This window comes from Streptomyces sp. RLA131 (assembly GCF_056270125.1).
The window spans coordinates 7,874,693-7,887,484 of sequence record NZ_JBWDOQ010000002.1 but is presented as its reverse complement, the minus strand read 5'-3'; the positions used below and the strand labels follow the sequence as shown (position 1 = coordinate 7,887,484).

The following is a 12,792-nucleotide window of genomic DNA, read 5'->3' as shown; positions in this document are numbered from 1 at the left end:
TTCGGCCCCGCCGCATCGCCCCTGACCGCGGTACTGGACCGCCGAGCACGAGGGCTGTGATGCCGGCATGAGAGATTCCCGGAGCGACGACCACGCCCCGACCCGCGCGCGCCGGAGAGGCGCCCGTCCCGGGACCTCGCGAACCGCCCGCCGCACGGCCGCGCTGGCGCCGGGCGCGGCCCTGCTGATCGCGGCCTGCGTGCTGCCCTCCGCGGCGAGCGCCACGGCGCTCCCGGACGCCCGGGCCAGGCCCGCGGCGACGGCGGCCGCCTCCGTCCCGACGCCGTCGGCGCTGAAGCCCATCGATCCGGCCGCGTTGCGGTCCGCCGTGGAGCGGGCGGCGAAGAAGCTCATGGTTCCCGGCGCGGTGGTTCTGCTCCGCACCCCGCAGGGGACCTTCCGGGCGCTCGTCGGGACGACCGAACCGGGCACGGCCACACCGCCCACCACGGGCGACCACTTCCGGATCGCCTCCAACACCAAGACCATGACCTCGGCGCTGATCACCCTCCTCGCCCAGGACGGCAGGCTCCGGCTGGACGACCCGGTGTCCGACTACGTCGCGGGAGTGCCCAACGGCGACCGCATCACCATCGCCGAGCTGCTGAAGATGCGCAGCGGGCTCTACAACTACACCAACGCACCCGAGCTCGCGGCGGCCATGGACGCCCATCCGGGGAGGGCCGTGACGCCGCGGTCGATGCTGGCCATCGCGTTCCGGCACCCGCCGAACTTCGCGCCCGGCACGTCCTACGAGTACAGCAACACCAACTACGTACTGCTGGGCCTGGTCGCCGAGAAGGCGGGCGGCCACCCCCTGGCCCAGCAGTTCCGGGACCGGCTGTCGGCCCCGCTCGGGCTGGCGGGGACGTCACTGCCCGCCGCCGACGACCTGACCCTCCCCGCGCCCTACTCGCACGGCTACATGTACGGCGGATCGTCCTACGCACTGGTCGACCGGCCCTACCCCGCCGCACTGACGGCGGCGGCACGGTCGGGAGAGCTCCGGCCCGTGGACTACACCCATCAGAACCCCTCCTACGCCAACGCCGCCGGAGCCGCCATCTCCACCGCGGACGACCTGGCCACCTGGATCCGGGCCCTGGTGACGGGAAGGGTCCTGAACGCCGCGTTCCAGCAGCAGTGGCTCCACAGCCCGCAGGCCGAGAACCCGGCCGCGCCCAACGGGCAGAAGTACGGGTACGGCATCTCCTACCAGCGCTTCGGTCCGCACGCCTCGATGTACTACCACGGCGGTGAACTTCCCGGCTTCAACTCCTTCATCGGCCACGACCCGGCCAACAAGGTCACGCTCGTGATCTGGACGAACCTGACCCTGTCGCCCGAAGGCCGCACCACGGCCAACGCGCTGCTGCCCACCGTCCTCAACCAGGTCTACGCCGGCCTCTCCCTCCCCACCAGCGCTCACTAGGCAGCCGCCCCGCGGAAGTTCGTGAAGGGTTGGGCGCAGGCCGGTCACGGCCAGGTGTTGGCGTGGGTTTTGAAGACCTCCGGGTCGCTGTGCACGGGCAGGACGCAGACCAGGTGGCCGCCGGGCGCGCGCAGCACGTGGCACTCCAGCCATTGCGATACCTGGATGGCGCCCAGGGCGAGCAAGCGCTCGGTCTCGGCTTCGACGTCGTCGGTCTCGATGTCGAGGTGGAAACGAGGTGCGTCATCGACTGCCTGAATGGCGGTGACCAGCCCCGCCGGCGCCCCGTGCAGCACGGTGAACTGCGGTTCCGTCCGTCGAGGTGAAGGCCGGCTGCGCGGTCGAGCACTTCCTCCGGGGAGCCGTCCGTCGCCTCCCTCATCGCGGCTCTCGACGTCGGCAGCACCGGGCCGCCGCCTGACGGGCTGTCGACGAGGATCGTGCCGCCGTGCGCCGCCCTCCTGCGTTGACCTCGTCATCCATGGGACAGTAATCTACATTCACGAACGACATTCACATACATAGACGCATGAAGCAATGGAGACGCTCGATGGACGGTCTGTTGTCCTTCCCCCTCACTCCTTTCACCAGCGCCGACCACATCGACCTCGACCTCTTCGCCCAACACGTGGACCACCAGGTGACGGCCGGTGCGGGTGCGGTCTTCGTGGCCTGCGGCACCGGCGAGTTCAGCGCCCTGGGCCTGGACGAGCACCGACGGGTCGTCGAGACGGCGGTCAGGACCGTGGCCGGCCGGGTTCCCGTCCACGCCGGAGTGGGCGGCGGACCCAGGCTGGCCCGCGCGACGCTGGAGTCGGCGGCCGAGGCCGGCGCGGACGGCGCCCTGCTGCTGCCTCCCTACCTGGTCTCCTCCACCCCGCAGGGGCAGCTCGACCACGTCCGCTACGTGGTCCAGGGCCAGGACCTTCCCGTCATCGTCTACCAGCGGGCCAACGCCGTCTTCACCCCGGAGACCGCCACCGCCCTCCTCGACCTGGAGCAGGTGACCGGCCTCAAGGACGGCATCGGTGACCTGGACGCGCTGCTGCGCATCGTCACCACCGTCCGTACGGCCGGGCACGCGCGCAGCGCGGACTTCCTCTTCCTCAACGGCATGCCGACCGCCGAACTCAGCGCCCCCGCCTACGCCGGAATCGGCGTGCCGCTCTACTCCTCCGCCGTGCACTGCTTCGCGCCCGACATCGCGCACGCCTTCCACCGCGCGCTGCACGCGAGTGACCAGGACACCCTCACCCGCCTCCTGACCGGCTTCTATCTGCCGTTCGCCCGGCTCCGCGACACGGTGCCGGGCTACGCCGTCGCGCTGGTGAAGGCCGGCGCCGGACTCGGCAGCGTACGGCCGCCGCTCGTGGACGCCCTGCCGGAGCACGTGGCACGGTTGGCGGAGATCACCGAGGCCGGACGGAAGGCACTGGACGCATGAGGATCCGTGAGGTGCGGCTCACCCCGGTCGCCTTTCCCGACCCGCCGCTGCTCAACGCCGTCGGCGTCCACGAGCCGTGGGCACTGCGCACGGTCATCGAACTGGTCTGTGACGACGGCGTCGTAGGCCTCGGCGAGTCCTACGGCGACGACGGTTTCCTCGGCCGGGCCGAGGCGGTCGCCAGCACCCTTACCGGCCTGGACGTGTTCGACCTCAACGGTCTGCGGCGTCGGGTCGCCCGGACCCTGTCCGCCGGTCTCGTGACGGACCGTCATGGCCTGACCGGGACCTCGACCCCGTCCAAGACCGAGCTGACCGTCTTCTCCGCCTTCGAGGTGGCCTGCCTGGACGCCCAGGGCAAGGTTCTCGGCCGCCCGGTCAGCGACCTGCTGGGCGGAGCGGTCCGCGAGGCTGTGCCCTTCAGCGCCTACCTGTTCTACAAGTGGGCCGGGCATCCGGGCGCCGGTGAGGACCGCTGGGGTGCGGCACTGGACCCGGACGGGATCGTCGCGCAGGCCCGCGCCCTGGTCGAGGAGTACGGCTTCGGCTCGATCAAGCTCAAGGGCGGTGTCCTGCCTCCCGACGAGGAGGTCGACGCCGTCCTGGCGCTGCGTGAGGCGTTCCCGGGCCACCCGCTCCGTGTCGACCCCAACGCGGCCTGGTCGGTGCCCACGTCCATCCGCGTCGGCGACCGGCTCGACGGGGTCCTGGAGTACCTGGAGGACCCGACACCCTCCGTACCCGGCATGGCCGAGGTCGCCCGCCGGGTGGCGATGCCCCTGGCCACCAACATGTGCGTGGTGGCCTTCGAACACATCCCCGAGGCCGTACGGCTCGACGCGATCGGGGTGCTGCTGTCCGATCACCACTACTGGGGCGGGCTCCGGCTCACCCAGAGCGTCTCCACCCTCTGCGAGACCTTCGGTATCGGCCTGTCGATGCACTCCAACACCCACCTCGGCATCAGTCTCGCCGCGATGGTCCACGTCGCCTCCGCCTCGCCCCACCTGTCGTACGCCTGCGACACCCACCGGCCCTGGCAGAACGGTGCCGACGTGATCGAGCCCGGCGCGCTGCGGTTCGCCGACGGAGCGGTGCCCGTGCCGACGGGCCCCGGGCTCGGTGTCGGGCTCGACCGCGACGCGCTCGCCCGGATGCACGAGGACTACCTCAAGTGCGGCCTCCGACGCCGCGACGACACCGCCTACATGCGGTCGGTCCACCCCGGCTTCACCCCGCCGGCCGGAACCTGGTGACGGTGCGGCGGCGACCGCCGGGGCCGGCGCCATGGCCCGGCCGGCTTTCGGCCCGTCGGGCGACTGAGGACAGAACGGCCACCGGACGGACCCGGTGAACCAACGAGGTCACGGCGCTAGAAGACTGCTGAAAATCTTGTCGAGGGGCTGTCCGGCCGCAGGCCGGGCGGCCCTTTTGCTATGCGGTGGCTGGGGTGAGATGCCAGGTGTTGCTCGTCCGGGTGAGTCCCAGGTTGATCAGTCGGCGGAGGTTGAGGGCGGCGGCGCGGTGGTGGAGCCAGATGTTGTTGGCGATGACGCCGCGGTAGGGAACCCGGCGGTTGCCCTTGGCGACGAGCCAGGCGATGGCGCGTTCGACGGGTGGCCGCCATCGGCGGTATTCGTCCTTCCAGACGGGGTCGGTGGCGGCCTGGGCCCGGGCGGCGGCCAGCAGTTCGTACTGGGGGTGGACGTTGAGGGTGCGTCCGGTCTTGGAGGTGGTGCAACGCGTCCGCAGCGGGCAGTCGGCGCACACACCCTTGAACTGGGCGGTGCGGGCGCCGTCGGGTTTGATCTGGCCGAGGTTGGCGGTGTTTCCGGCCGGGCAGGTCGCGGTGCCTGCGGTCAGGCCGATACGGAAGTCGTCGACGGTGAACCCGCCGGGCACTGCCTGCCGCAACGGCGGCGGCTTGATCACCAGGGTGTGGCCGTCGGCCTGCAGTTGCGCGCGCAGGTCGCCGGTGCCGTAGGCGGAATCGCCGAGCACGGTTAACTCCGCGCCCTCTTCCTCGTCGGCCAGCAGACCGGCGGCGACGGCGGCCTCGTGGTTGTCGGGGCCGTAGCCGCTGGTCAGGGCGACGGCGGTGAACAGCCCGGTCTCCGGCTCGAAGGACGCATGCCCTTTGAAGCCGTCCTGGTGACGGGTGCGGTTTTTGTGGATGTGCCGCGCGTCGGGGTCAACGGTGGACACCGTCCGGTCCGCCACCGTGCGCTTGGCGATGCGCCAGCGCCCGTCGCGTCCGTCGGAGTCCTCGGCGGGTTCCACGTCCTGCCCGGCGACCAGGGCCAGCAGGCCGACCGCGTTCGCCGCCTTCTCCCCAGGTTCTGCTCGGGCAGGTGCCCGAGCAGGTTGAGGGCGTCGGTGACCAGCGCGTCGACCAGCGCGGCGCGGGCCCTCTCGTCGTCCCAGGCGATCCTCGGCTTGCCCGGGTCGGTGTAGTCGTGTGCCCGGCAGTGCCCCGCGGCCACCTCGTCGGCGCCGGGGACCTCGCGGATCACCCGGCGGATCGCGGAGATGATCTGGGTGACGGTGTCCTGGGTGGCCACCGCGTCATCGAGCACGGTGGAGTCCAGCGCGCGCCGCTGTTTGCCCTTGAGCACGCCGGTCGCGGCCACGACTTCCCTGACCTTGGTGAAGATCCGCATCGGATCGGCCGAATGACGCAAGCGGCGCCGGAAGTACGTCAGCAGCGACGGATCGAACGCGGTGTCGTACAGCCCGAGCCCGCAAGCCGCCTTCCACCGCAGGTCACACCGCAGTTCCTGGACCGTCTCGAAGTCCGACAGCCCCTGCAGGCTCTGCAGCACCACCGTCGCGGCCAGCACCTGCGGCGGCAGACTCGGACGGCCATTGGACGACGGATACATGTCCGCGAACATCCCCGGCGGGAACAGCACCTCACGATGCTCGGCCAGGAACGCGAACACACTCCCCACCGGGATCAACTCCCGGCACGTCTCCCACACATCCGGCCCGACCATCTCCCCGGCCCACTCACCCTGCATGCCTACAAGACTGGCCCCGACTCCACCGAGCCGGGGCCAGAACATGAGATTTTCAGCAGTCTTCTAGGCGCTGTTCAGGTAGGCGAGTACCGCCAGGACCCTGCGGTGCCCGCCGTCGCTCTGCGGCAGCCCCAGCTTCAGGAACACATTGCCGATGTGCTTGCTGACCGACCGTTCCGTGACGACGAGAGCGTTGGCGATGGCCGTGTTGTCATGGCCCTCGGCCATCAGCTTGAGGACCTCGCGCTCGCGCGGGGTCAGCGAGTCCAGCGGCGAGTCCCGGCGGCGGGTGAGGAGTTCGGTGACCACCTCGGGGTCCAGGGCCGTGCCGCCGGCCGCGACCCGGTCCAGCGCGTCCAGGAACTCGTCGACCCGGCCCACCCGGTCCTTGAGCAGATAGCCCACCCCGCTCGCCCCGCCGCCCAGCAGCTCGGCGGCGTACGACTCCTCGACGTACTGCGAGAGCACGAGAACCGGCAGCCCGGGGATCTCCTCCCGCGCGGCACGCGCCGCGCGCAGGCCCTCGTCGCGGAAGCCGGGCGGCATCCGCACATCGAGTACGGCGATGTCCGGACGGTGGGTGAGCAGCGCGGGCAGCACCTCGGGCCCGCTGCCCGCGACGGCCACGACCTCGTGGCCCGCCGAGGTGAGGAGCAGCACGAGCCCTTCCCGCAGCAGGGCGTTGTCCTCGGCGATCACCACACGCACGGCAGCTCCACTTCGATCATGGTCGGGCCCCCGACGGGGCTGCTCACGGCGAAGGTGCCGTCGAGTGCCGCGACCCGTCGGTGCATGCCGAGCAACCCGGTGCCGCCCGCGCTCGTCCCGTCGGCGCCGCCCCGCCCCTGGTCGTGCACGCGGACCCGCAGCCCGCCGGGGGTGCGGGTCAGCCGGATCTCGGCCCGGTCGGATCCGCTGTGCTTGGCCGCGTTCGTCAGCGCCTCGGCCACCACGAAGTACGCGGCCGCCTCGACCGCCGCCGGGGGCCGCGGCCCGTCCTCCAGGCCGTCCGCCCGGACGGTGGTGTCGAGTCCGCTGCTCGCGGCCAACGCCCGTACGGCTCCGTCGAGACCGCGGTCGGTGAGGATCGGCGGGTGGATGCCGCGCACGACGTGCCGCAGCTCCGTCAGCGCCTCCTCGGCCTGGTCCTGCGCGTCGTCCAGCAGCTTGCGCGCGCCCTCGGGGTCGCGTTCGTACGCCCGTTTCGCCAGCCCGATCCGCATCGACAGGGCCACCAGCCGCGCCTGTGTCCCGTCGTGCAGGTCCCGTTCGATACGGCGCAGTTCGGCGCCGTGGGCGGCGACCGCGCCCGCCCGGGTCTCGGTCAGCTCCTCGACCCGCTCGGCCAGCCGCGCTTTGGGCGAGGGCTTGAGCAGGGCGGTCGACCAGGCGGCGTCGAGGTCCGCGAGCCGGCTGATCAACGGGAGGACGACCGCCTCGCGGCCCAGCAGCCCCTGGCGCACGCCGTCGACGAGCAGGCCCACCGGCCACAGTGGCAGGGCCAGGCACGGCAGGAAGCCGTAGCCGTAGTAGGCGAGCATCCAGCGCAGATCGGTGTGTGTGCCGGGGTCGCGGGTGGCCGTGCGCAGCCGTTCGCGGAGCGGGCCCTCGATGGGGAGATAGACCTCCGGGATCGCCCGGCCCGTCCACACGGCCACCTGGCGCCGCTTGGCCCCGGCGATCCGGCGCACCACCAGCACCGTCTCGGGCAGCATCCCGGCACCGACCACCAGGAGCGTGACGGTGGCAGTGATCAGCAGCACGGTGATGAAGATGTAAGAGCCGAAGGCCAGCGTGGCGGCCGCGGCCAGGCGGGCCGTGGCCCTCGTCGCCTGCCGCACTGTCGTTCGCATGGTGATCAGGCTAGGCGAACCGCCACCCGTGCGGACGGGAGCCGGCCCCCGGACCGGTGGTGGAGCGGACTGCACCACCGGTCCGGAGCACGGCCCCGGGACGGAAACACTTGCCTGACTCAAGTAATTTATTCCCTTCGATTGCTTGACTTAAGTAACTCACACATGCTTGCCTAACTCAAGTAAGTTCATGCCGACCGCCCGGGACCACCCGACACGGAGCACCTGTGATGAGACCTTCTGTACGCCCCGGCCCGGCCGCGGTGGTCGTGTGCGGCGCACTGGTCGCCGCGGTCGGCCTCGCACAGCTCGGCGACGGCGGCCCGGACCTGTCCACGGCGCCCAGGGGCCCGTATGTGGCGCTGGGCGACTCCTACACCTCCGGCCCGAAGATCCCCGCCCGGACCGGCAGGCCCGCCGGGTGCGCCCGCTCCGACCACAACTACCCTGCGCTGGTCGCCCGGCAACTGAAGCTCAAAGCGGCCGACTTCCGGGACATGAGCTGCAGCGGGGCCACCGTCTCCGACCTCTCCGCACCGCAGACCACCGGCGACGGGGTCAACCCGGCCCAGCTGTCGGCCCTGTCCACCGGGACCCGGCTGGTCACCATCGGCATCGGCGGCAACGACATCGGCTTCGGAGCCCTGGTCACCCGGTGCGTCAAGGCCGGCGTCTTCTACCGTGCCACCGGCAGCGGCAGGTATCTGCCGGACGACGCGCCCTGCCGGGGGCAGTACGTCTCCGCGGGCACCGACGAAGTCCGGCAGCGGATCGAGGCGACGGGCCGCCGGCTGGCCGGCGCGCTGAACGCGATCGGGCACCGCGCGCCGCGCGCCCGGGTGTACGTCGTGGGGTACCCGGCGATCCTGCCGCCCGGGGGCACGGGCTGCGCCCGCGAGATGAGCCTCGCCCCGGGTGACGTGACGTTCCTTCACCAGGAACAGCAGCGGCTCAACACGACACTGCGGCAGCGGGCCGAGGCCGCCGGCGCCGGCTACGTCGACACGTACACACCCTCCGTGGGCCACGACGCCTGCTCGGCCCAGGGCACCCGCTGGATCGAACCGCTGCTCCCGGCGGTCCCCGCCGCCTCCGTCCACCCCAACGCACGCGGTGAGCGCGGCATGGCGCACGCGGTCCTGGAGGCGCTCCACAACCGGCCCTGAGAAGGCCCGCACAGACCGGAACCGCCCTGAGGGACGCGGTTCCGCCGCGCCGGAACCCGTGGGGACGGGGGTACGGCGCACACTCCCGGGCCCGTCCAGCGCGGGCCCGGGAGCCCGGACCTCAGAACCAGACCCCCTCCAACCACGCGGGAATGGGCAGCACCGGCCGGACGACCCGACACTCCGCGTCCGTCATGTCGCAGCTGTAACAACACGCCCACCGCCATCATTGGGGCAACAACTGCTGACCGCCGTCAATGTCGTACGTCGCGCCCGTCAATGCTTCGTTGCACATGATGTGTACGGCCAGAGCAGCGACGTCCTCCGGGCCGACGACCCGTCCGATGGGGAGCGAGGAGCGGAGCTCTTCACGCCGTGCATCGATCTGATCGCCCAGGAGCGAGGCCGACAATGGCGTGTCGACGAATCCGGCAGCGATGAGGTTCACCCGGATCGGCGCCAGTTCGAGTGCCAGGTTCGCGGTGAGGGCGGGAAGTGCCGCGGTGAGCGCTGAGGTGACGGCCCTGCCGACGCCGGGGCGGCGACCGCCCGTGCCACCGATGAACAACAGCGTTCCTGCGTCCCGGACCCTGCCCTGGCTGTACTTGGCTATCCCGAGCGTCATGGCGAGGCGTTCGCCGAAGTGCCGACTGGTCTCCGCCAGGTCCATGTCGGCCAGGGGCGCGTACAACGGGCCGCCGGCTGTCGATATGACGTGGTCGACCGCGTGGGGCAGGTCACCGAAGAACTGCTGGAGTCGGTCCGTGTCTGTGGCGTCGAGGGCCGCAGTGCTCCGCGGCCGGACTTCCGCAGCCGCTCGCTCCAGCCGCTGCGGATCTCGTGCGACCATGACCACCTGGCCACCGGCAGCGCGGACTTGACGTGCGGTTTCGAGTCCGATTCCCGAGCTTGCGCCAATCACGACGACGGTCTGGTCGACCAAATCCCGGTGTTGGTTCAGCTCACTTCCGCTCATCAGTGCCTCCGATGATCTGACGGCGGCAACGAGACGACACGCGGGAGGGCTGTGTCTCCCCCGGGTGCGTCAGACCAGCGATTGCCCACCGTGCAGTTGTGGATACAGCTCGTCCGGTCCCCCGGGCAGAGCGGTCTGAACCTGCTTGCTGACCTCGTCGGCGAGCACCTCGTGACGTCCGGCCTCCACGCCGGCGAGCGCCGCCCGGGCAACCTCGCCGGGATCGGCTTTCGGGCCGCGTACATTCGCAGCCATGTCGGTCGCCAGGTAGCTGACATGCAGAGCGGTGACCTGCGTCCCCTGTTCCGCGAGGGCGACGCGCAGGGCGTTGGTCACCGACCATTCGGCGGACTTGGCTGCGGCGTACCCGGCGCTGACCGGGATCGACACCCATGACAGCACGGAGAGAACGTTGACCAGTGCGCCGCCGCCATTGCGCTTGAGCACGGGGGCGAAAGCTCTGCTCATAGCCAGCGTCCCGACCACATGCGCTTCGAACTCCATCCGGAATGCGTCGAGGTCGGACGTGAGGATGCCGGCACGGGTGGTGGATCCGGCGTTGTTGATGAGGAGTGTCACGTCCTGCGCCTGGGCGCTGGCTGCCCGCACCGACTCGTGGTCTGTGATGTCGACGGCCACCGGAACGGCTCCCGGCACCGTGACCTTTGCGGGGTCGCGGGCTCCCGCGTAGATTTTGGCCGCTCCAGCCTCGAAAAGGGCTCGCACAAACTGCTCCCCCAGCCCTCGGTTGGCGCCCGTGACAAATGCAACGGACCCGTCGATCCTCATGGGACACCTTTCCCGCAGGGCTTCTGAAAGGCTGCGGATCGCCCGCTCGCGATGCTCCGCCGCAACGTGTCCAACCTTTCCGAACGTACCTCGCACGGCTGTCCACCACCACCCGGAGTGCGTTTGCGTCAGGGCGCGCGTCCTCGCCGGGACGACGGCATGAGTCCGCACGGGGGCGTCTCAGGCCTCAGCCGCGGCCGGGCGGGGACTGCTGCCCGGCGGGCGAGGGCGCCGGGGCTCCCGGGCGCGGCCAGGGGCTCCCCTGCAGTCTCTCGATGTCCCTGTTGTAGCGGGCGAGCGAGGCGGCGAAGTCGGCCACCTCCTCGGGCGTCCAGTCGGTGAGCACCCTCTCCAGCGCCTCGGTGTACTCGGCGCGATCGGCGTCCAGGCGGCGTTCGCCCTCCGCGGTGATGCTGAACTTACGGGCGATGCCGCCGTCGGGATCCGGGATGCGGCTGACGACTCCGGCCCGCAGCATGGCGCCGGTCTGCCGGTTGAGCGTGGAGGCGTCCAGGCTGAAGGCCTCGCTGAGCTGGCCGATGGACATCGGGCCGTCCATCTGGATGCGGCTGAGCAGGACGTAGGCACTGCGGTCGAGCCGCCCGCCGACGCTCTGCGCGCGGGGGCTGGAAAGGTGCAGATGCCGCCCGAGCAGCATGGTCTCGAATTCGATCAGATACGTGGGCTTGTCCACGTGAGGCATCCTCCCATGCCCGCCCCACGTGCGGATGACGCCGTACTCGCCCGCACGGGCGCCGCGCGGCGCGAGGGCCGGGGCCGTCCGCCGGGCCGGGTACCGGTGAGCGCCGCGGCGTCTCCGCCCCGCTCAACGGCGGGTCGCCGCTCCGGCCTCGGGGCGCTCGACCGGGTGGGCGGACAGGGCGTCGCGGCGGGCGGAGCGGACCTCCGAAGCGAAGCTGAAGGCTGCCAGGGCGCAGCCGAGGACCCCGAGGGCGGCGCCGAGCAGGCCCGGTGCGAGGTAGCCGAAGCCATGGGCGATGACCAGGCCGCCGAGGGCCGCGCCGAGGCTGTTGGCGATGTTCATGGCGGACTGGTTGACGGCCGCGCCCATGAGCTGCGCGCCCGGGGCCACCGCGATCAGGCGGGCCTGGAGGGCCGGGCCCAGGAACAGGCTGGTGGCCCCGATGAGGAAGGCGCCGGCGAACAGTCCGGGGCGGGTGTGCGCGATCAGGGCGAAGACCGCGAGGGCGGCGACGATGGCGGCGAAGCCGAGCAGCAGGCTGCGGCGCAGGTCGCGGTCGGCGGACCAGCCGCCGGCCGCGTTGCCGACGGTCATGCCCAGGCCGACGGCGACCAGCACCCAGGGCACGGCGGACGGGGACAGACCGGTGACCTGGGTGGTGATCGGCGCGATGTAGCTGTCGACGGCGAAGAAGCCGGCGAATCCGATGGCCGCGACCGCGGCGACCAGCCACACCTGCGGGGTCCGCAGGGCGGCGAGTTCGGCGCGGGGTGAGCCGCCGGTGGCGGCGGACGTCTCCGGGACGGTCGCCCACACGGCGAGGAGGGTCAGCAGGAACACCGAGGCGATGACCAGGTAGGCGGTCCGCCAGCCGGCGGCCTGGCCCAGGCCGGTGACGATCGGTACGCCGATGACGTTGGCGGTGGTCAGGCCGCTCAGTACGGCGGCGAACCCCTTGGCCTGGTTGCCCGGGCCCATGATGCTCGCGGCGAGCATGCCCGCCGCGCCGAAGTAGGCGCCGTGCGGCAGGCCGGCCACGAACCGTGCCAGGAGGACGAGTTCGAAGGTCGGGGCGACGGCCGAGGCGACCGTGCCGGCGACGAACAGCATCAGCAGTCCGACGACCAGCCGCTTGCGGGCCACCCGGGCGCTGAGGGCGGCGATGGTGGGCGCGCCTATGACGACGCCGAGGGCGTAGACGCTGATGGACCAGCTCGCGTGGCTGATGGCGTGCGCCGTGGACCGCGCGTACTCGCCGGGCAGGAGGCCGCGGGCGATCTCCGGGAGCAGGCCCATCGCGACGAATTCGGTCAGGCCCACGGCGAATCCGCCCATGGCGAGGGCCGTCAGGGCCGCCCGGCGGCGGGACGGGGTGAGGTGATCCATGGGAAGGGAGTATAGCAACGCTG

The 12,792-nt window shown here is 71.5% G+C and carries 11 protein-coding genes and 1 pseudogene; 4 read left to right on the top strand and 8 right to left on the bottom strand.

Going from position 1 to position 12,792, the window contains the following annotated elements; translation table 11 throughout:
• The first annotated feature begins 67 nt into the window (after nucleotides 1-67).
• Entirely contained in the window at nucleotides 68-1,432 is a 1,365-nt protein-coding gene (locus tag RWE79_RS36585) for a serine hydrolase domain-containing protein (protein WP_475944669.1), read from the top strand.
• Nucleotides 1,433-1,476: 44 nt separating this feature from the next.
• On the opposite strand, the gene RWE79_RS36580 is transcribed toward RWE79_RS36585, so the two are convergent.
• Nucleotides 1,477-1,728 (bottom strand): VOC family protein, encoded by a 252-nt coding sequence (locus RWE79_RS36580; protein ID WP_475944667.1) that lies wholly within the window; start codon nucleotides 1,726-1,728, stop codon nucleotides 1,477-1,479.
• Nucleotides 1,729-1,982: 254 nt separating this feature from the next.
• Here RWE79_RS36580 and RWE79_RS36575 point away from each other — a divergent pair, with 254 nt between their 5' ends.
• The gene (locus tag RWE79_RS36575) at nucleotides 1,983-2,876 is read left to right on the top strand and encodes a 5-dehydro-4-deoxyglucarate dehydratase (RefSeq protein WP_475944665.1); all 894 of its coding nucleotides are present in this window, start codon (nucleotides 1,983-1,985) and stop codon (nucleotides 2,874-2,876) included.
• The gene (locus RWE79_RS36570; protein WP_475944663.1) at nucleotides 2,873-4,132 is read left to right on the top strand and encodes a glucarate dehydratase family protein; all 1,260 of its coding nucleotides are present in this window, start codon (nucleotides 2,873-2,875) and stop codon (nucleotides 4,130-4,132) included. Before RWE79_RS36575 ends, RWE79_RS36570 begins: the two co-directional genes overlap by 4 nt.
• Before the next feature lie 178 nt (nucleotides 4,133-4,310).
• Here RWE79_RS36570 and RWE79_RS36565 read toward each other — a convergent pair.
• From RWE79_RS36565 to RWE79_RS36555, 3 genes and pseudogenes are all read right to left on the bottom strand, one after another.
• Nucleotides 4,311-5,896 (bottom strand): annotated as a pseudogene (locus RWE79_RS36565) (IS1182 family transposase).
• Nucleotides 5,897-5,959: 63 nt separating this feature from the next.
• Complete coding sequence (locus RWE79_RS36560) at nucleotides 5,960-6,604, bottom strand: response regulator (RefSeq protein WP_475944661.1); 645 nt, start codon at nucleotides 6,602-6,604, stop codon at nucleotides 5,960-5,962.
• Nucleotides 6,592-7,749: a sensor histidine kinase gene (locus RWE79_RS36555; RefSeq protein ID WP_475944659.1), complete on the bottom strand. Its 1,158-nt coding sequence runs from the start codon at nucleotides 7,747-7,749 to the stop codon at nucleotides 6,592-6,594. The genes RWE79_RS36560 and RWE79_RS36555 overlap by 13 nt, the downstream gene beginning before the upstream one ends.
• A 230-nt stretch (nucleotides 7,750-7,979) precedes the next feature.
• Between RWE79_RS36555 and RWE79_RS36550 the strand changes: the two genes are divergently transcribed.
• The gene (locus tag RWE79_RS36550; protein WP_475944657.1) at nucleotides 7,980-8,915 is read left to right on the top strand and encodes an SGNH/GDSL hydrolase family protein; all 936 of its coding nucleotides are present in this window, start codon (nucleotides 7,980-7,982) and stop codon (nucleotides 8,913-8,915) included.
• Nucleotides 8,916-9,141: 226 nt separating this feature from the next.
• On the opposite strand, the gene RWE79_RS36545 is transcribed toward RWE79_RS36550, so the two are convergent.
• From RWE79_RS36545 to RWE79_RS36530, 4 genes are all read right to left on the bottom strand, one after another.
• Nucleotides 9,142-9,891: an SDR family oxidoreductase gene (locus RWE79_RS36545; protein ID WP_475944655.1), complete on the bottom strand. Its 750-nt coding sequence runs from the start codon at nucleotides 9,889-9,891 to the stop codon at nucleotides 9,142-9,144.
• Between the two features lie 69 nt (nucleotides 9,892-9,960).
• A complete protein-coding gene (locus tag RWE79_RS36540; protein ID WP_475944653.1) occupies nucleotides 9,961-10,680 on the bottom strand; it encodes an SDR family oxidoreductase in 720 nt (239 codons plus the stop codon).
• Between the two features lie 187 nt (nucleotides 10,681-10,867).
• The gene (locus tag RWE79_RS36535) at nucleotides 10,868-11,383 is read right to left on the bottom strand and encodes a MarR family winged helix-turn-helix transcriptional regulator (RefSeq protein ID WP_475944651.1); all 516 of its coding nucleotides are present in this window, start codon (nucleotides 11,381-11,383) and stop codon (nucleotides 10,868-10,870) included.
• A 123-nt stretch (nucleotides 11,384-11,506) separates the two neighbouring features.
• A complete protein-coding gene (locus RWE79_RS36530; protein WP_475944649.1) occupies nucleotides 11,507-12,769 on the bottom strand; it encodes an MFS transporter in 1,263 nt (420 codons plus the stop codon).
• Nucleotides 12,770-12,792: the final 23 nt, after the last annotated feature.

What these genes read in the sequence shown, in the direction of transcription:
- RWE79_RS36585 (WP_475944669.1), top strand. Translation starts at nt 68, where the DNA reads ATGAGAGATTCCCGGAGCGACGACCACGCCCCGACCCGCGCGCGCCGG.
- RWE79_RS36575 (WP_475944665.1), top strand. Translation starts at nt 1,983, where the DNA reads ATGGACGGTCTGTTGTCCTTCCCCCTCACTCCTTTCACCAGCGCCGAC.
- RWE79_RS36570 (WP_475944663.1), top strand. Translation starts at nt 2,873, where the DNA reads ATGAGGATCCGTGAGGTGCGGCTCACCCCGGTCGCCTTTCCCGACCCG.
- RWE79_RS36555 (WP_475944659.1), bottom strand. Translation starts at nt 7,749, where the DNA reads ATGCGAACGACAGTGCGGCAGGCGACGAGGGCCACGGCCCGCCTGGCC.
- RWE79_RS36550 (WP_475944657.1), top strand. Translation starts at nt 7,980, where the DNA reads ATGAGACCTTCTGTACGCCCCGGCCCGGCCGCGGTGGTCGTGTGCGGC.
- RWE79_RS36545 (WP_475944655.1), bottom strand. Translation starts at nt 9,891, where the DNA reads ATGAGCGGAAGTGAGCTGAACCAACACCGGGATTTGGTCGACCAGACC.
- RWE79_RS36540 (WP_475944653.1), bottom strand. Translation starts at nt 10,680, where the DNA reads ATGAGGATCGACGGGTCCGTTGCATTTGTCACGGGCGCCAACCGAGGG.
- RWE79_RS36535 (WP_475944651.1), bottom strand. Translation starts at nt 11,383, where the DNA reads ATGCCTCACGTGGACAAGCCCACGTATCTGATCGAATTCGAGACCATG.
- RWE79_RS36530 (WP_475944649.1), bottom strand. Translation starts at nt 12,769, where the DNA reads ATGGATCACCTCACCCCGTCCCGCCGCCGGGCGGCCCTGACGGCCCTC.